The organism is Klebsiella sp. X1-16S-Nf21, assembly GCF_002837615.1.
GTDB lineage: Bacteria > Pseudomonadota > Gammaproteobacteria > Enterobacterales > Enterobacteriaceae > Klebsiella > Klebsiella variicola.
In genome coordinates this window covers 74638-93335 of sequence record NZ_PJDK01000011.1, presented here as the reverse complement: position 1 = coordinate 93335, position 18698 = coordinate 74638, and the positions used below count along the sequence as shown (strand labels likewise).

Sequence of the window (18698 nt, the reverse complement as noted above, 5' to 3'; positions counted from 1 at the left end):
GCCTGCTGCTGAGCGTGCTGCTGCTGAGCAATTTCCATCAGCTTCTGAGAAGCCTGCGCCAGCGCCTGCATTTTCGCTTCGATATCCGCTTTGTCTTCGCCTTTCAGGGAAGTTTCCAGCGCGGTCAGCGCAGACTCAATAGCGGTTTTGTCATCAGCCGGCAGTTTATCGCCTGCTTCTTCAACCTGCTTACGAGTGCTGTGCAGCAGATGGTCACCCTGGTTACGGGTCTGTACCAGCTCTTCGAACTTACGGTCAGATTCGGCGTTAGCTTCTGCTTCGCGAACCATTTTCTGAATTTCTTCTTCATTCAGACCGGAAGACGCCTTGATGGTGATCTTCTGCTCTTTACCGCTGTTTTTGTCTTTCGCGGAAACGTGCAGGATACCGTCAGCATCGATGTCGAAGGTGACTTCGATCTGCGGCATACCGCGCGGCGCCGGGTTAATACCATCCAGGTTGAACTGACCCAGTGATTTGTTATCAGACGCGCGTTTACGCTCACCCTGCAGCACATGGATGGTTACCGCAGACTGGTTGTCTTCTGCAGTAGAGAACACCTGGCTGTGCTTGGTCGGGATAGTGGTGTTTTTGTTGATAAGGGCTGTCATCACGCCACCCATGGTTTCGATACCCAGCGACAGCGGGGTTACGTCCAGCAGCAGAACGTCTTTCACATCACCCGTCAGTACACCACCCTGAACCGCTGCGCCGATCGCCACAGCTTCATCCGGGTTAACGTCTTTACGCGGCTCTTTACCGAAGAACTCAGCGACTTTCTTCTGCACCATCGGCATACGAGTCTGACCACCAACGAGGATCACGTCGTTGATATCGGAAACGGACAGACCAGCATCCTGCAGGGCCACTTTCAGCGGCTCGATGGAGCGGTTAACCAGGTCTTCTACCAGGCTTTCCAGTTTCGCGCGAGTCACTTTGATATTCATGTGTTTCGGACCGGTCGCATCTGCAGTGATATACGGCAGGTTAACGTCGGTCTGCTGAGCAGAAGACAATTCAATCTTCGCTTTCTCAGCGGCTTCTTTCAGGCGCTGCATGGCCAGCGGGTCGTTACGCAGGTCAATGCCCTGATCTTTCTTGAACTCATCAACGAGGTAGTTGATCAGACGCGTATCGAAGTCTTCACCGCCCAGGTGGGTGTCACCGTTGGTCGCCAGTACTTCAAAGGTTTTCTCGCCGTCAACTTCGTCGATTTCGATAATAGAGATATCGAAAGTACCACCACCGAGGTCGTATACCGCGATAGTGCGGTTACCGACTTCTTTATCCAGACCGTAAGCCAGCGCGGCCGCGGTTGGTTCGTTGATGATACGTTTGACTTCCAGACCGGCGATACGGCCGGCATCTTTGGTTGCCTGACGCTGCGCATCGTTGAAGTAAGCCGGTACGGTGATAACCGCTTCAGTTACCGGTTCACCCAGGTAATCTTCAGCCGTTTTCTTCATTTTTTTCAGCACTTCAGCAGAGATCTGCGGCGGTGCAGTTTTGGTGCCTTTCACATCCAGCCATGCGTCGCCATTGTCTGCGGCAACAATTTTGTATGGCATGATAGAAACGTCACGCTGAACTTCTTCGTCCTGGAAGCGGCGGCCAATCAGGCGTTTAATCGCAAACAGGGTGTTTTGCGGGTTTGTCACTGCCTGACGTTTAGCCGGCTGACCAACCAGAGTTTCACCATCCTGGGTATAGGCAATGATAGAAGGCGTGGTGCGATCGCCTTCGGCGTTCTCCAGCACGCGTGCAGTAGTGCCATCCATAATCGCTACACAAGAGTTGGTAGTACCCAGGTCGATACCAATAATTTTACCCATCTAAACGTCTCCACTAAAAATTCGATCAACATGTGGTTGTGAACCTGTAATAAGGGCGAAACGTGCGGTTTCAACTGCCCAGACATCATTTTTTTTCAGGTTCTTCACTGCGGTTGACTACAAGATGGGGTCGCCCACCCCGGCATCAAGGGGCAAGCCTAAAAATTTTTTGCACCGGGCCCCGACCTGAGTCGTGAAAAGCGTCCCGAGCGACATTGTCAGGCGCCAAAAGAGGCAGCGAAATGCATATATAAATGATGAATGTAAAAACAAAATATATTCATAATATCATTGACATAACCCGCAATACTTGCGCGCTAATGGCCCCACGCCCCTGGTGATAATATCCCTCGCCGTCGCACTTTACTTATTCAGGGGACAGATTGATGAAACCACTATTCCGGATTTCCGCGGGGCTTATCCTCGGCTTATCGTTTATCACCTCGGCGGCCGCCAATGACCATAAAATCCTCGGTGTGGTAGCCATGCCGCGCAATGAAACCAACGACCTGACGCTGAAACTCCCGGTCTGTCGGGTCGTCAAACGCATTCAGCTCAGCGCCGAGCGCGGCGATGTACAGCTCTCCGGGGCGACGGTCTACTTTAAGGCCAGCCGCGGCGCCAGCCATACGCTGAACGTCCCCGCCGGGATAAAAGAGGGCAGCACCTCCGGCTGGATCAACATCAATAGCGATAACGACAGCAAACGCTGTGTGAAGAAAATCGCCTTCTCCGGCCACACGGTCCACTCCTCAGATATGGCCTCATTAAAAATTATCGGCGACGACTAACCTCGTTATCCTGAGGAGGGATGATTTATGCATATTAACTATCTGGCAGATGACGATCTGGCCTTTCTTCCTGAGTGCAGCGAGGCGCATCTGGAAGCTTTTACCCGTATTCTGACCCACGGCGATAACGGCAAACCCCGCCTCTCCAGCACGCTGCTGCGCAACGAGACCTTTTTAGCAATGGAGGGCCACCCTGAACGCTATCGCCGCAACTGGCAGCTGATTGCCGGAGAGCTACAGCATTTTGGCGGCGACAGCATCGCCAACACCCTACGCCGCCACGGCAAATTTTATCGCGCGATCCTGCTGGATGTGTGTAAACGGCTGAAGGCGAAGGTCGACAAACAGATGACGACGCCGCAGATCGAACAGCAGTTACTGGAACATTTCCTGCAGCACAGCTGGAATAAGCTGGATGCGGAGCAAAAGGCACAATTTCTTGCCGCGGTGGATTGCCGGAGCCATGAGCTGGAAAATCTGTTGCCCCATCTGCTGAGGCACCGCAAGCTAAGCGAAGGGGTCGCCCTGTTGCTGGACGAGCGCTTAACCGCCATTCTGCGCACCCATGCCGCCGTAAGCGTTCTTGGTCATGATCTGGTGCGCGGCGCCGGGCTGGGCGGGCCGCTCGGCGCCGCGCTGAACAGCGTCAAAGCGGTGAGCGGCAGCGCTTACCGGGTCACCATCCCTGCGGTCCTGCATATTGCCTGTTTACGGCAAATGATCCAGCCGCCGTCGGGCGCAACAGAAATTGGTGAAAAATACCCCGCCAGATCATAGACAGCCCTTCAGCGCCTCATTATTATGCCGCGCCCCGCCGCCAAGTCGCGGGGTAATGCTTCCCTTTTAATGATAATTTTGAGGAATTATGGGCAACACTAAGTTGGCTAATCCGGCACCGCTGGGCCTTATGGGCTTCGGCATGACCACTATTCTGCTTAACCTGGCGAATAGCGGCCTGTTCGCATTCGATGTAGCTATCCTGGCGATGGGCATTTTTTACGGCGGCATTGCGCAAATTTTTGCCGGCCTGCTTGAATACAAGAAAGGCAACACCTTTGGCTTAACCGCTTTTACCTCCTACGGCAGCTTCTGGCTGACGCTGGTGGCTATCCTCCTGATGCCGAAAATGGGTCTGGCGGAAGCGCCTAACGCGCACTTCCTCGGCATGTACCTCGGCCTGTGGGGCGTCTTTACCCTGTTTATGTTCTTTGGCACCCTGAAAGCAGCCCGCATGCTGCAGTTTGTCTTCCTGAGCCTGACCGTGTTGTTCGCGCTGCTGGCGATTGGTCATCTGGTGGATAACGAAGGCATTGTGAAAGTCGCTGGCTGGGTCGGCCTGGTTTGTGGCGCCAGCGCTATTTACCTGGCGATGGGTGAAGTGCTGAACGAGCAGTTCGGCCGCACCGTGCTGCCGATCGGCGAACCACGTTAATCGTCCGCCGCCGTCCTGTCACAGGGCGGCGGCAGGTCATCATCGGTAAACCAGACTCAACGCTGCAGTTCCCCTTCCGGCAATCCCGCCGACGCCGTCAGCCCCTGACGCAGCCAGATACCTAATCCTAGCCCCATCAGCGAGAGGGCCAGCACATACCAGGCTGGCGCCATCGGCGACACGCCCATCAGCATGGTGACCGCAATCGGCGTCAGGCCGCCAAAGATCGCGTACGACAGGTTGTAGGAAAATGAGATGCCGGTGAAGCGCACTTCAGCCGGGAAGGCCCGCACCATGACATAAGGCACCGCCCCTACCACCCCGACGCAGAGCCCCACCGTGCCGTAGAGCAGAAACAGCCGCTGCGGGCTGGCGCCGGACAGGTGGTAAAATGCCCAGCTGGCAACCGCCAGCAGCAGGCTGCCGACGATGAAAGTCCGGCTGGCGCCAAAGCGATCCGCCGCCAGCCCGGCGAGCAGACAGCCGATGCACAACATAATCGTGGCGATGCTATTGGCCTGCAGGGTAATCGCCGGCGCGAAGCCATAGTGTTTCTGCAGCCAGACCGGCGACATCAGGATCACCACCACCACGCCTGCCGACAGCAGCCAGGTCAGCAGCATAGAGATCACCACCGCCTTCTGGTGCTTCAGCGCTACCGCTTTTACCGGCAGCTCCTGCGCCAGCGCTTTACGCTGCTGCATCTCAAGAAAAATCGGCGTCTCCTGCAGCCAGCGACGCAGATACATCGCAATCAGACCAAATACACCGCCCAGCAGGAAGGGGATCCGCCAGCCGCCGTCGTGGATCCCCTGCGGCGTCAGGCTGGTGTTGATAAGCGTCGCCACCACCGACCCCAACAGAATGCCAACCGTCAGGCCGGCCGTCAGCGTACCGCAGGCGATACCAATGCGTTTTTCCGGGACATGCTCGGCGACAAACACCCAGGCGCCAGGAACTTCCCCGCCGATCGCCGCCCCCTGCAGAATACGCATCAGCAGTAACAGCAACGGCGCGACGATGCCCACCGAGCTATAGGTCGGCAGCAGGCCAATCGCCAGGGTCGGCAGCGCCATCAGCAGGATGCTGAGGGTGAACATTTTCTTGCGTCCCACCAGATCGCCAAAGTGGGCCATGATGATCCCCCCCAGCGGGCGCGCCAGATAACCGGCGGCGAAAATGCCAAAGGTTTGTACCTGACGGAGCCATTCGGGAATATCTGCGGGAAAGAAGAGCTCACCGACGACGGCGGCAAAGAAAACGAAAATGATAAAGTCATAAAACTCCAGCGCGCCGCCCAGGGCGGCCAGCGTCAGCGTTTTATAATCCTGGCGGTTTAGCGGTCGGTTTGCATATGACATAACGCGATTTCATCCTGAGGTGTGCAGCGTGATTTATAGCGTGTAAAGTAAACAGCACTATATCGTAAATAAAACGGCACACCATCAGCGATGCAGGTTATGTCACAAATGCATTAAATTCAGGATAAAGTTTCGCGCCTGGCGCTCTTAGGACGAAATGCTTCTACCACACGGCCATCGGTTTCCACATAAGGCCCCTCCAGCAACTGTACACAATAAGGTACACTTGCAAAAATACCGTGCACCAGTACCTTGCCGTCAGCATCTTTTACCCCTTCCAGGGTCTCCTGAATCGCTTTCGGTTGTCCGGGAAGGTTGAGGATCAACGCCTGCTTGCGGATCACCCCGACCTGCCGGGAAAGGATAGCCGTCGGCACAAAGTGTAGGCTAACCTGGCGCATTTGCTCGCCGAAGCCCGGCATCTCGCGATCGGCAATCGCCAGCGTTGCGTCAGGCGTCACATCGCGACGCGCAGGGCCGGTTCCGCCGGTGGTCAGCACCAGATGGCACCCCATCTCGTCAACCAGTTCGCACAGCGTTTGCTCAATGATCACCTGCTCATCCGGAATCAGGCGGGTTTGCAGTTCGAAAGGGGTGGTGAGGGCACGCGCCAGCCACTCTTCCAGTGCCGGGATGCCTTTATCCTGATAGACGCCGCTGGAGGCGCGATCGGAGATGGAAACTAAGCCGATTCGTAAGGTATTCATGGTTATTCCGTTCAAACTGTGGCGTTAAACGAAATGATACACTGCCGGAGGCGGGACAGACAGTGTAATGTGGCCGACGGGCGTCGGCCACCTGCGGGATTACAGCAGTTCGCCGATCATTTTTTCCAGTTTTTCCTGGTCGATCGCAAACTTACGGATACCTTCCGCCAGTTTGTCTACCGCCATCGGATCCTGGTTATGCTGCCACAGGAACTCAGATTCGGTAATACGTTCCGGACGCGCTTTCACTTCGCCGGTATAAACCAGTTTACGCTCAACGGCGCCTTCGCTTTCAGACAGCTCTTTCAGCAGCGCCGGGGCGATGGTCAGGCGGTCACAGCCGGCCAGTTCCAGGATTTCGCCAACATTACGGAAGCTGGCGCCCATCACCACGGTTTCATAGCCGTGCTGCTTGTAGTATTCGTAGATTTCGCTGACGGAAACCACGCCCGGATCTTCTGCCGGCGCGTACTCTTTCTTGTCGGTGTTAGCTTTGTACCAGTCGAGGATACGGCCAACAAACGGCGAAATCAGGAAGACGCCCGCTTCGGCGCAAGCGCGAGCCTGAGCGAAGGAGAACAGCAGCGTCAGGTTACAGTTGATGCCTTCTTTTTCCAGCTGTTCAGCGGCGCGAATGCCCTGCCAGGTGGAAGCCAGCTTGATAAGAATACGATCGTTGCTGATGCCCGCGTCGTTATACAGCTTGATGATGCGCTTGGCTTTCGCGATAGACGCTTCAGTATCATAGGAGAGGCGTGCATCCACTTCAGTGGAAATACGGCCCGGGATCAGTTTCAGGATTTCGAGACCGATGTTCACCGCCAGCTTGTCGGAAGCATCGAGGATCTGCTGCGCGCGATCGCTGCTCTGGCTACGTGCCCAGGCCACAGCGTCATCAATCAGCTTACGGTACTCAGGGATCTGAGCCGCGCCGAGAATCAGGGAAGGGTTGGTGGTGGCATCCTGAGGCTGATACAGCTTCATTGCCGCAATATCTCCGGTGTCAGCGACGACAGTGGTGTACTGACGCAGAGAAGTTAATTTATCCGTCATGATATATTTCTCTTAAACAGCAGTTAAGGGGATGTAACCGGTCTGCCCAGATGATAACACGCTGCCGGGTCAGCGCAACCGCCGACGAGAGAAGAGCGCAGAGTGTGATAAACTGTGCCGCTTAATTTGCTGAAAGCGAAAGGATTGTCACTTAATTGGTAACGCTTACACAAGCGTACCGGCATGGACAAGAGGATGTTTAATGCCTGATTTTCTCTCATTTATCAATGAAATACTCTGGGGCTCAGTGATGATTTATCTGTTACTGGGGGCGGGGATCTGGTTTAGCTGGCAAACCCGGGGTATTCAGTTCCGTTACGTGCGCAAATTCGGCCGCAGTCTGAAAAAAAGCCTGCACCCGCAGCCGGGCGGTTTAACATCCTTCCAGGCGCTCTGTACCAGTCTTGCCGCCCGGGTCGGCAGCGGCAACCTTGCCGGGGTGACGCTGGCGATCGCCGCCGGCGGGCCTGGGGCCGTATTCTGGATGTGGGTTTCCGCCCTGCTCGGCATGGCCAGCAGCTTCGCTGAGTGTTCTCTTGCGCAACTATACAAAGAGCGCGACAGCCAGGGACAGTTTCGCGGTGGCCCGGCGTGGTATATGGCGCGCGGTCTCGGCATGCGCTGGATGGGCGTTCTGTTTTCGATCCTCCTGCTGCTGGCCTATGGATTTATCTTTAACACCGTGCAGGCCAACTCGGTGGCCCATGCCCTGCACTATGCGTTCGATCTGCCAGCGGCAGTCAGCGGCGGCGTGCTGGCCATTTTCGTTTTCCTGGCCATTCTCCGTGGCCTGCGCGGCGTGGCGCGCCTGATGCAGTGGCTGGTGCCCATCATGGCGCTGCTGTGGATCGCCACCAGCCTGCTCATCGGCCTGTGGCACGTCACCGCCCTGCCGACCATTTTTGCCACCATCTTTCGCTGCGCCTTCGGCTGGCAGGAAGCCGCCGCCGGCGCGGTGGGCTACTCCATCAGCCAGGCACTGACCAGTGGCTTCCAGCGCGGCATGTTCTCCAATGAAGCAGGGATGGGTTCTTCGCCTAACGCCGCCGCGGCCGCCGCCTCCTGGCCGCCGCACCCGGCAGCGCAGGGGATCGTGCAGATGATTGGCGTGTTTATCGATACCATCGTGATCTGTACTGCCAGCGCGATTATCGTCATGCTGGCGCCGCGCCCCGACAATGAATATACGCTCAATGGCATTCAGGACTTGCAACACGCGATGAGCGTGCTGGTCGGCGGCTGGGGAGCCGATTTTATCGCCCTCATCGTGCTGCTGTTCGCCTTTAGCTCTATTGTGGCCAACTACGTGTATGCGGAAAATAATCTGGTCTTTCTGCGTCTGGATAAGCCTCGCTACATCTGGGGGCTGCGAATACTCACCGTCCTGATGGTGCTGCTGGGGACCCTGGTAAGCCTGCCTGTCGTCTGGCAGAGCGCGGATATCATCATGGCGCTGATGGCGATGACCAACCTGACGGCCATCCTGCTGCTTTCCCCGACGGTGCGGATTATCGCCAGCGATTATCTGCGCCAGCGGCGGCTGGGTATCCAGCCCACTTTCGATGCCGCCCGCTACCCGGATATTCACCAGCAACTGGCCCCGGGCGCCTGGAATGAACTGCCGCGCGAATAGCGCGGCAATCGCAGCTATCGCTCCCACCATGCACTTTTTTTGTTAAAATTCGTCGAAATTACCTGCAAGGACTGGATATGCTGATTCTGATTTCACCTGCTAAAACGCTCGATTATCAAAGCCCGCTGGCAACGACTCGCTATACCCAGCCCGAACTCCTCGAGTATTCTCAACAGCTTATCGGCATCGCTCGTAAGCTGACCGCGCCGCAAATCGGCAAGCTAATGAGCATTAGCGACAAGCTGGCGGATCTGAACGCCACCCGTTTCCACGACTGGCATCCTGACTTTACGCCGCAAAATGCCCGCCAGGCGATCCTTGCCTTTAAGGGCGATGTCTACACCGGCCTGCAGGCAGAGACGCTCACCGAGGACGACTTTGACTTCGCCCAGCGACACCTGCGCATGCTCTCCGGCCTGTATGGCGTGCTGCGCCCGCTGGACCTGATGCAGCCCTACCGCCTGGAGATGGGGATCCGTCTGGAAAACCCGTGCGGCAAAGATCTGTACCAGTTCTGGGGCGAGACCATTACCGAGAAGCTGAATCAGGCGCTGCAGGCTCAGGGCGACGATATCGTCATCAATCTGGCTTCCGATGAGTATTTTAAATCGGTGAAAACGCAAAAATTGCAGGGTCAGCTGATCAAGCCGGTCTTCCTCGATGAGAAAAACGGTAAATTCAAAGTGATCAGCTTCTATGCGAAAAAGGCGCGCGGTCTGATGAGTCGCTACATTATCGAAAACCGCTTAACCCAGCCGGAGCAGCTCAAAGCCTTTAATAGCGAAGGCTATTTCTTTGATGCGGAGGCTTCGGAGAAAGGTGAGCTGGTGTTTAAACGCCACGAGCAGTAGGCCTCGATGCCCCCGGCCTCTCAGCGGGGGCAAAGATGATCAGTCGTCGTGGTGATGCCGCTCGTGCCCATGGCCATGATGGCCTTGATCGTCATCATCATCGCGATCATGGTGGCGATAATCATCATGCGGGCGCCAGCGATCGTCACGCCAGTCATAATGGTGAGCCCACCAGTCACGATCGCGCCAATGATCGCCATCCCAGTAGTGCCCATAATCATCGCGATCGCCGATTTGCAGCTTCACCGCCGGGAGCAGGGTGATTTCGTCGGCATGAACCAACGCAGGAGCGACCAGCAATATAGAAAGTGCCAGCAAAGCAGATTTCAGCGTTGTCATAAGTGACCTCTTCTATCCGTCCCCGTTATGGGCCGATAGCAAAATATTAACGCCACAAAACTATTCTGATTATTCTCTGCAATCTGAATCTAGAGTGCGCCGCATTTATTGCTCGTTCGTACACAATATCTCCATCTTCGAGCGTAAAAAAACCGGGCACCAGGCCCGGTTTAGCTGGTGGATGAACGACAATACTAGCCCATCATCAGCTTACGCAACGCGGCGAAATCCGCCGGCAGATTGTGGGACAGCAGCGGCAGGTCGGCGCGGTCAGCCAGCTCCTTCGGCAGCGGCAGGGTTTCCTGCAGGATCTCTTCCACGCTCTCTTTGAATTTCGCCGGATGCGCGGTACCGAGGAACAGGCCGTACTCTCCCGGCTGCAGCTGATCGCGCAGCGCGCGCCAGGCAATCGCCGCGTGCGGCTCAGAGATGTAGCCGATGGCCTTCAGCTCGCGCATCGCCGCTTTGGTGGTCTCATCATCGACCGCGGCGTAACCCAGCTCGCTCAGGCGCCAGATTTTACGGCGGAACAGCTCCTCGACGCGCGGCCAGTTGTTCGGCTGGCTGACGTCCATGGCGTTAGACAGCGTCGCCTGGGTAGCTTTTGGCGCCCACTCGCCGCCCTGCAGATAACGGGGAACGGTGTCGTTCGCGTTGGTGGCGGCAATAAAGCGCTTAATCGGCAGACCCAGCGACTTGGCCAACAGACCAGCGGTCAGATCGCCGAAGTTGCCGCTTGGCACGGAAATCACCAGCTGATTGCGAGCTTCCTGCGGCAGTTGCGCCGCCGCTTCGAAGTAGTAGCAGATCTGAGCCAGCAGGCGGCTGATGTTGATGGAGTTAGCCGAGTTGAGCCCCAGCGTGGCCTTCAGCTCTTCATCGTCAAACGCCTGCTTCACCAGCGCCTGGCAGGCATCAAAGTCGCCATCAATCGCCACGGTTTCAATGTTGCCGCCGAGGGTACAGAACAGCTTCTCCTGCAGCGGGCTGATCTTACCGCGCGGATAGAGGATCACGACCTTGACGTTCGGCAGACCGTAGAAGGCATGCGCCACCGCCGCCCCGGTGTCGCCGGAGGTTGCGGTGAGAATGGTGACCGGCTTATCGCCGGCGATATGGGTCAGCATCTGCGCCATAAAGCGGCCGCCAAAATCTTTAAACGCCAGCGTCGGGCCGTGGAACAGCTCCAGGCAGCCGACATCGTCCTGAACCTTGCTTACTGGCGCCGGAAACGCAAACGCTGCGCGCACCCGCTGCTGCAGGACATCCTGCGGGATCTCATCGCCGATAAAGGCCGATAAAATTTTGGCGCTGCGGGTGACAAAATCCTGCGCCAGCATGTCGTCGATTTCAGTCAGGCTGAATTCCGGCAGATCGTGCGGAAAGAACAGACCCTGATGCTTGCCAAGTCCCTGGGTGACGGCCTGCGCAAAGCTGACCTGCTCGTTATGATCTTTTAAGTTATACAGTTTCATTGGTTATCCCACTACGCGTGCGCCCGCCGTGTCCAGCCGGCAAATATGAACAAAGCCTTCCTGATTCTGCAGATAGTGCGCGCCAAGCCAGTCGGCGACGCGCTGTGCGGTGTCCGGTTTATCACACAACGCAAACAGCGTCGGGCCAGAGCCGGAGATGCCGCAAGCCTGCGCACCGATCTCCATTGTCGCCTGGCGCGCTTCGCTAAAGCCCGGCAACAGTTTGGTACGGTACGGTTCGGCAATGACATCTTTCATCAATTTTGCCGCCAGCTGCGGCTGGCGGGTGTAGCAGGCATGAATAAAGCCCGCGAGGTGGCGACCATGGGCGATACAATCCTGGCGGCGGTATTGTGCCGGCAGAATCGCCCGCGCTTCTGCAGTGGATACTTTAATCCCCGGATAGGCCAACACCCACAGCCACTCATCAAACCCCGGCACCTGCTGGCTGATAATCCCGTTCTCTTCGATCATCAACTGCATGCCGCCAAGATAGCACGGCGCCACGTTATCGTAGTGAATGCTGCCGGAGATACGCCCTTCCATCTCCCCCATCAGCGCCAGCATCCGCGTCTCGTTGAGCGGCTTACCGCAGAACTCGTTCATGGCCACCAGCGCGGCGACCACCGAGCAGGCGCTGGAGCCGAGCCCGGAGCCGATCGGCATGTTTTTTTCCAGGGTCATCGTCACCGGTACCGTCTTACCGATCTCCCGGCAAAAGCTTTCCCAGCACTGATAAACAATGTTTTCCTGCGGCGCCGTCGGCAGTTTGCTGGCGAAGCGTCCCAGATTGTGCAGACTGAATTGCTCCGCCGCTTCAACAGTGACGTTATCGCCCAGCAGCGTGCCATCCACCGGCGTGACCGCCGCGCCCAACACATCAAACCCGACGCTCATATTGGCACTGGAAGCCGGGGCATATACTTTGACCATCTTAAACTCCTAACTTCCAGGACAAGGTGCGCAGCAGGTCGGCAAATACGCCGGCCGCCGTGACGTCGTTCCCGGCGCCATAGCCGCGCAGCACCAGCGGCAGTGGCTGATAATAGTGGCTGTAAAAGGCCAGCGCGTTCTCACCATTTTTGACTTTGAATAACGGATCGTTGCCGTCAACGGCGGCAATTTTCACGCGGCAGGTACCATCCTCTTCGATGTTACCGACGTAGCGCAAGACTTTACCTTCATCACGTGCCTTAGCAACCCGCGAGGCAAACCCATCGTCCAGCGAGGGCAGACGGGCCATAAAGGTTTCGACGTCGCCGCTGGCGTCGAAGTCCGCTGGCAGCGCCGACTCGACGATAATGTCTGACAGCTCCAGTTCACGCCCGGTCTCACGGGCCAGAATCAACAGTTTACGCGCGACATCCACCCCGGATAAATCGTCGCGCGGATCCGGCTCGGTATACCCCATCTCACGGGCCAGCGCCGTCGCGGCTGAGAAACTCACCCCCTCGTCCAGCTTGCCGAAGATAAAGGACAGAGAGCCGGAAAGGATCCCGGAGAAGTGGCGCAGCTCATCGCCGGCGTTGAGCAGGTTCTGCAGGTTCTCAATCACCGGCAGGCCAGCGCCAACGTTAGTGTCATAGAGGAACTTACGGCGCGAGCTGCTGGCCGCATGGCGCAGCTGGTGATAGTAATCCAGCGAAGAGGTATTGGCCTTTTTGTTCGGCGTCACCACATGGAAACCTTCGCGCAGGAAGTCGGCGTACTGATCGGCGACCGCCTGGCTGGAGGTACAGTCGACGATCACCGGATTGAGCAGGTGGTACTCTTTCACCAGGCGGATCAGACGGCCAAGATTAAACGGCTCTTTCGCCTCAGCCAGCGCTTCACTCCAGTTCTCCAGATTCAGGCCATGAACGCTGGTCAGCAGCGCCTGAGAATTGGCTACACCGCAGACGCGCAGATCGATATGTTTGTTCTTCAGCCATCCCTGCTGGCGCTTGATCTGCTCCAGCAGCGCGCCGCCGACGCCGCCGACGCCGATGACAAACACTTCAATCACCTGGTCGGTGTTGAACAGCATCTGATGGGTCACGCGCACGCCGGTGGTGGCGTCGTCATTGCTGACCACCACCGAAATAGAGCGCTCGGAAGAGCCCTGGGCAATCGCCACGATATTGATATTGGCGCGGGCCAGCGCCGCAAAAAATTTCGCCGAGATACCGCGCAGGGTACGCATCCCGTCGCCCACCACGGAGATGATGGCCAGACGCTCCATAATGGCCAGCGGCTCCAGCAGCCCCTCTTTCAGCTCGAGATAAAACTCATCTTCCATCGCCCGTTTGGCACGCGCGCAATCGCTCTGCGGCACGCAGAAACTGATGCTGTACTCCGAAGAGGATTGGGTGATCAATACCACCGAGATGCCAGCGCGGGACATGGTGGCGAAGACGCGTGCCGCCATGCCGACCATGCCTTTCATCCCCGGACCGGAGACGTTGAACATCGCCATATTGTTGAGGTTAGAGATGCCTTTCACCGGCAGGTCGTCTTCATCGCGACTGGCGCCGATGAGCGTTCCCGGCGCCTGCGGGTTGCCGGTATTTTTGATCAGGCATGGGATCTGAAACTGAGCGATAGGGGCAATGGTGCGCGGATGCAGCACTTTCGCGCCAAAGTAGGAGAGCTCCATCGCCTCCTGATAAGACATTGATTTCAGCAGACGCGCATCTGGCACCTGGCGCGGATCGCAAGTATACACCCCGTCGACATCGGTCCAGATTTCGCAACAGTCCGCGCGCAGGCAGGCGGCCAGTACCGCCGCCGAATAGTCGGAGCCGTTACGCCCCAGCACCACCAGTTCGCCCTTCTCATTGCCGGCGGTAAATCCGGCCATCAGGATCATATGGTCTGCCGGGATCTGGCTGGCGGCAATGCGGCGGGTGGATTCGGCGATATCGACGGTGGATTCCAGATAGTGGCCCACGGCGAGCAGTTTTTCGACCGGGTTAATCACACTGACTTTATGTCCACGGGCTTCCAGCAGACCCGCCATGATGGCGATGGAGAGCTTTTCGCCACGGCAGATCAGCGCGGCATTAACCCCATCCGGGCATTGGCCCAGCAGGCTGATGCCGTGCAGGACATGCTTAATCTGAGCAAATTCCTGCTCAACGAAGGCTTTCAGTTGGGCAAGCGGGAAAGCGGGCTGGGCATCGGCAAGGCCCTGGAGAAGTTCGGCAAAAATGCGTTCAGCGTCGGCAATATTCGGAAGGGCATCCTGGCCACCGATCGTTTTTTCAATCATCGCCACCAGGTGGTTGGTGATCTTCGCCGGGGCAGACAGTACGGTCGCTACCTGCCCCTGCCTGGCATTACTCTCCAGAATATCGGCAACCCGCAGAAAACGTTCCGCATTTGCCACTGATGTACCGCCGAACTTCAACACTCGCATGGTTCTTACCCCTTGATCTCTTGTCAAAAAAAAAGCCCGCACTGTTCAGGTGCGGGCTTTTTTCTGTGTTTCCTGTACGCGTCAGCCCGCACCGTTACCTGTGGTAATGGTGGTGGTGATAATGGTGGTAATCATGCCGATGCGATTCATGGATGTTGTGTACTCTGTATTTTTATCTGTCTGTGTGTCCTGCCTATATTGGTTAAAGTATCTGCCTTCTTAAGTCAATGAATTTCTCAATTAACCCCATTTCAGCCAGCTTACGTATTGCGCCGTCATGGCAAGAAAAAACATCCAGTTCGGCGGAATTCAGCCCACAAAAACAGCACAGATAACTATAAACAAAAAATACGACAGAGCTTTATTCTGGCAGGTTTTTTTCAATATCATGCAGCAATCGATGCAACATTGCCGTGTCGCGCTGCTGCAGCAGCCCCATTCGTTGCGCCAGCCAGTCGGCCAGTTTGGCATCCTCTTCCACGCCTAAACGCGAAAGCAATGCCTCGGTGCGGATGCGTAACGCCTGCAGCTGATGATGATCTGCCGCGGCGGCGGCGGGAGCCGTTTGTTGCATAAGCGATGCTAATTGATAACAGTAGACCATCACCGACTGGCCGAGATTGAGCGATGGATAATCCGCTACCATCGGCACGCCGGTGAGCACATCGGCCAGGGCCAGCTCCTCATTGCTCAACCCGGAGTCTTCACGGCCAAAAACCAGCGCCGCGTGCGTCATCCACTGCGCCTTCTCCTCCAGCAGCGGCAACAGTTGCTGCGGCGTGGCGTAGTAGTGAAACCGCGCGCGACTGCGGGCGGTGGTGGCGACGGTAAAATCGACGTCGTGCAGCGCCGCAGCAAGGGTTGGATAGGTAGTGACGCCATCGAGGATGTCACCTGAGCCATGCGCCACCCAGCGTGCCGCTGGCGCCAGGTGGGCTTCACTGTCCACGATCCTGAGATCGCGAAATCCCATCGTTTTCATTGCTCTGGCAGCGGCACCGACGTTTTCTGCCCGGGCTGGGGCGACTAAAATAATCGTTAAACGCATTGCGGTTTCTTTCTCTCTCTCAGGCGTTGGCGAAGCGCTGGCCCCACCATTTTACGCGGTGAAAATTTACAAATTTGCAACAAAAATCACTAAAATTGCGTTTGCTTACCCATAAAAAAATCTAAACTGTTCTCAGGAGGCCATGACGAGGAGTATGTTAACAGAACCCATTTATCCATATGATGGGCAATGAAATTTCATCTGAGCCATCGTTCCATGCATTGGATTCACTGTATTTATTAATTTATCCACGCAACTAGTTGAGCTGTGTAAGGATTGTGACTATAAAGAGCATGACGATGCAATGATTTCACAAGACTGTTAACGTGCTACAATTGAACTTGATATATGTCAACGAAGCGTAGTTTTATTGGGTGTTCGGCCTCTCTTAGCCTGTTATGTTGCTGTTAAAATGGTTAGGATGACAGCCGTTTTTGACACCGTCGGGTCCAGAGGGAAAGTACCCACGACCAAGCTAATGATGTTGTTGACGTTGATGGAAAGTGCATCAAGAACGCAATTACGTACTTTAGTCATGTTACGCCGCGCATGTTAATTTGCGACATGCAGCAGGCAGGTCAGGGACTTTGGTACTTCCTGTTTCGATTTAGTTGGCAATTTAGGTAGCAAACATGCAGACCCCGCACATTCTTATCGTTGAAGACGAGTTGGTAACACGCAACACGTTAAAAAGTATTTTCGAAGCAGAAGGTTACGATGTATTCGAAGCGACCGATGGCGCGGAAATGCATCAGATCCTGTCTGAAAATGATATCAACCTGGTAATCATGGATATCAACCTGCCGGGTAAAAATGGTCTTCTGCTGGCGCGCGAGTTGCGTGAGCAGGCTGACGTCGCGCTGATGTTCTTAACCGGCCGCGACAACGAAGTGGATAAGATCCTTGGCCTCGAAATCGGCGCTGACGACTATATCACTAAACCGTTTAACCCGCGTGAGCTGACCATCCGCGCGCGCAACCTGCTCTCCCGTACCATGAATCTCGGTACCGTGAGCGAAGAGCGCCGCAGCGTGGAGAGCTACAAGTTCAATGGTTGGGAACTCGATATCAACAGCCGCTCACTGGTGAGCCCGAACGGCGAGCAGTACAAGCTGCCGCGCAGTGAATTCCGCGCGATGCTGCACTTCTGCGAAAACCCGGGCAAAATTCAGTCTCGCGCCGAGCTGCTGAAGAAAATGACCGGTCGCGAGCTGAAGCCGCATGACCGTACCGTTGACGTGACCATTCGTCGGATTCGTAAACACTTCGAATCCACTCCGGATACCCCGGAAATCATCGCCACCATTCACGGTGAAGGCTACCGTTTCTGTGGCGATCTGCAGGAATAATGCGTTTTATTCCGTAGCCATGATGTGAAAACGGCGCCTCAGGGCGCCGTTTTTTTATGTCGTCACTCTTTCCAGAGGCGCAGTTTGTCGTCATCGGCAGCCGGCGGCGGGGGCGCACTGCCTTTCGGTAAGGATAACGCATACCAGTCCACCCGGCGGGTCAAAAACATCAGGACGCTCAGCGCCAGTACCAGTACCCCGGTACCCAGCAGTAGCGCGCTGTCCTCGGAATGCAGCAGAAACCACATCACACCATCCAGCAGCAGCAGCGCGGCGACAAACAGCAGGCTGTTACGCCATCCCCTGAGCACTGCCTGTAAATAGACCCCGTTCATCACCGCGCCGGACAGGCTGGCCGCCAGCCAGGCGGCGGTAAATCCAACGTGCTCCGAGAGCGCCAGCAGCACCAGGTAAAACAGCACCAGCGACAGGCCCACCAGCAGATACTGCATCGGGTGCAGGGGATGACGGGTCAGGCTCTCGAACACGAAAAAAGCCATAAAGGTGAGCCCGATTAACAGGATGGCATATTTTGTCGCCCGATCGGTTAGCTGGTACTGGTCGGCAAGCGACATCACATCGGCACTGAACGCCGGCAGTCGCGACCACGGGATCTCCATATCATCCTTAAAATAGCTCCCCATATCGTTGGCGAACCAGCTGCTTTGCCAGTGGGCGCGATAGCCGGCAGCACTCACTTCCCGTTGCGTTGGCAGGAAGCTGCCGAGAAAGCCGGGATGCGGCCAGTTACTGGTTAACTGCAGCTCGCTGTTACGCCCGATCGGCACCAGTGAAAACTCTCCCGTCCCGTTCAGATCGAGTGAAAAGGCAATCTCAAGCGGCTTGTTGTCCTCCGCCAGCGCAGGCATTGGCATATGAATACCTGCGCCATCGCCGCTTATCCCCAGCCCCGGCTCCACGCTTAATACGTTACCGTTGACCTCCGGGGCATGGATGGCGCCAATACCGCGGGCATCGCCGACGCTCACCACCAGCCGCGGCTGGCCTAAGACGATATTCGTTTTTCTCAGCGCCGCCAGACGCAGCGGATCAAACGAGGCCTTAATCTGCAAGGCGTTATGCCAGACCTGGCCGCTGTAGATGCCCACCCTCCTCGACTCCACGGTCTGTTTGCCGGTGACCGCCAGCGACTCCGGCAGCCAGTAATACACCCAGCTCCGCTGATAGTTGACCTCTTTTTGGTTCTCCATGCGGGTCAGGGTCTCGGTTATCGGAATAGCGATCAGCGGCCCGGCAAGTTTTTGCGAACCACTGGTGCTTTGCTCAATGGCGTCCACCACTTCGCTACGATAATCCGCCCGCTCATTAATAAGCTCCCTGACCATCATTAACGGCAAAGATAACAGCACAACACAACCGATTAACGTGGTGATTTTCCAGAATAACGGTGATTTCAACATAGCCTTTCT

The 18698-nt window shown here is 56.4% G+C and carries 18 protein-coding genes and 1 other annotated feature; of the genes, 6 read left to right on the top strand and 12 right to left on the bottom strand.

Translation table 11 applies throughout. The features are described 5' to 3' along the window. On the bottom strand, positions 1–1832 hold a 1832-nt coding region (gene dnaK / locus CW267_RS07805), incomplete at its 3' end, for a molecular chaperone DnaK (protein WP_101148616.1). A 386-nt stretch (positions 1833–2218) separates the two neighbouring features. On the opposite strand from dnaK, the gene CW267_RS07800 reads away from it, so the two are divergent. The 3 genes from CW267_RS07800 (at position 2219) to satP (ending at position 4055) form a co-directional block, all read left to right on the top strand. Next, a complete protein-coding gene (locus CW267_RS07800) occupies positions 2219–2623 on the top strand; it encodes a DUF2541 family protein (protein WP_008807499.1) in 405 nt (134 codons plus the stop codon). A gap of 27 nt (positions 2624–2650) precedes the next feature. Then, the gene (gene msyB / locus CW267_RS07795; protein ID WP_100781479.1) at positions 2651–3400 is read left to right on the top strand and encodes an acidic protein MsyB; all 750 of its coding nucleotides are present in this window, start codon (positions 2651–2653) and stop codon (positions 3398–3400) included. Between the two features lie 88 nt (positions 3401–3488). Beyond that, positions 3489–4055, top strand: a complete 567-nt coding sequence (gene satP, locus CW267_RS07790; protein WP_012542907.1) for an acetate uptake transporter — start codon at positions 3489–3491, stop codon at positions 4053–4055. Positions 4056–4111: 56 nt separating this feature from the next. On the opposite strand, the gene CW267_RS07785 is transcribed toward satP, so the two are convergent. From CW267_RS07785 to tal, 3 genes are all read right to left on the bottom strand, one after another. After that, positions 4112–5416 carry an MFS transporter gene (locus tag CW267_RS07785; protein WP_032732490.1) on the bottom strand — a complete coding sequence of 435 codons (1305 nt, stop codon included), beginning with the start codon at positions 5414–5416 and terminating at the stop codon, positions 4112–4114. Between the two features lie 119 nt (positions 5417–5535). Further along, positions 5536–6123 (bottom strand): molybdopterin adenylyltransferase, encoded by a 588-nt coding sequence (gene mog, locus CW267_RS07780; protein ID WP_008807503.1) that lies wholly within the window; start codon positions 6121–6123, stop codon positions 5536–5538. A 99-nt stretch (positions 6124–6222) separates the two neighbouring features. Beyond that, positions 6223–7176: a transaldolase gene (gene tal, locus CW267_RS07775; protein ID WP_004204228.1), complete on the bottom strand. Its 954-nt coding sequence runs from the start codon at positions 7174–7176 to the stop codon at positions 6223–6225. 202 nt (positions 7177–7378) lie between these two features. On the opposite strand from tal, the gene CW267_RS07770 reads away from it, so the two are divergent. Both CW267_RS07770 and yaaA read left to right on the top strand, forming a co-directional pair. Beyond that, entirely contained in the window at positions 7379–8809 is a 1431-nt protein-coding gene (locus CW267_RS07770) for an alanine/glycine:cation symporter family protein (protein ID WP_016160272.1), read from the top strand. A gap of 77 nt (positions 8810–8886) precedes the next feature. Next, the gene (gene yaaA / locus CW267_RS07765) at positions 8887–9660 is read left to right on the top strand and encodes a peroxide stress protein YaaA (protein WP_012968979.1); all 774 of its coding nucleotides are present in this window, start codon (positions 8887–8889) and stop codon (positions 9658–9660) included. Between the two features lie 39 nt (positions 9661–9699). On the opposite strand, the gene CW267_RS07760 is transcribed toward yaaA, so the two are convergent. The 7 genes from CW267_RS07760 to yjjY form a co-directional block, all read right to left on the bottom strand. Next, positions 9700–9999 carry a DUF2502 domain-containing protein gene (locus CW267_RS07760; protein ID WP_012968980.1) on the bottom strand — a complete coding sequence of 100 codons (300 nt, stop codon included), beginning with the start codon at positions 9997–9999 and terminating at the stop codon, positions 9700–9702. A gap of 194 nt (positions 10000–10193) precedes the next feature. Next, positions 10194–11474 carry a threonine synthase gene (gene thrC, locus CW267_RS07755; RefSeq protein ID WP_008807507.1) on the bottom strand — a complete coding sequence of 427 codons (1281 nt, stop codon included), beginning with the start codon at positions 11472–11474 and terminating at the stop codon, positions 10194–10196. 3 nt (positions 11475–11477) lie between these two features. Then, positions 11478–12407 carry a homoserine kinase gene (gene thrB, locus CW267_RS07750; protein ID WP_008807508.1) on the bottom strand — a complete coding sequence of 310 codons (930 nt, stop codon included), beginning with the start codon at positions 12405–12407 and terminating at the stop codon, positions 11478–11480. 1 nt (position 12408) lies between these two features. Then, positions 12409–14871, bottom strand: coding sequence for a bifunctional aspartate kinase/homoserine dehydrogenase I (gene thrA / locus CW267_RS07745; protein ID WP_008807509.1), 2463 nt, complete (start codon positions 14869–14871; stop codon positions 12409–12411). 25 nt (positions 14872–14896) lie between these two features. Further along, positions 14897–15014: a sequence feature (Thr leader region), on the bottom strand. Beyond that, entirely contained in the window at positions 14953–15021 is a 69-nt protein-coding gene (gene thrL, locus CW267_RS07740) for a thr operon leader peptide (RefSeq protein WP_004222578.1), read from the bottom strand. Its footprint overlaps the feature before it by 62 nt. A gap of 211 nt (positions 15022–15232) precedes the next feature. Continuing rightward, complete coding sequence (locus CW267_RS07735) at positions 15233–15919, bottom strand: tRNA/rRNA methyltransferase (RefSeq protein WP_008807510.1); 687 nt, start codon at positions 15917–15919, stop codon at positions 15233–15235. Between the two features lie 396 nt (positions 15920–16315). Beyond that, positions 16316–16456, bottom strand: coding sequence for a protein YjjY (yjjY, locus tag CW267_RS07725; protein WP_001541509.1), 141 nt, complete (start codon positions 16454–16456; stop codon positions 16316–16318). Positions 16457–16551: 95 nt separating this feature from the next. On the opposite strand from yjjY, the gene arcA reads away from it, so the two are divergent. After that, the gene (gene arcA / locus CW267_RS07720; protein ID WP_002887843.1) at positions 16552–17268 is read left to right on the top strand and encodes a two-component system response regulator ArcA; all 717 of its coding nucleotides are present in this window, start codon (positions 16552–16554) and stop codon (positions 17266–17268) included. Positions 17269–17330: 62 nt separating this feature from the next. On the opposite strand, the gene creD is transcribed toward arcA, so the two are convergent. Next, positions 17331–18689, bottom strand: coding sequence for a cell envelope integrity protein CreD (gene creD, locus CW267_RS07715; RefSeq protein ID WP_049162327.1), 1359 nt, complete (start codon positions 18687–18689; stop codon positions 17331–17333). Positions 18690–18698: the final 9 nt, after the last annotated feature.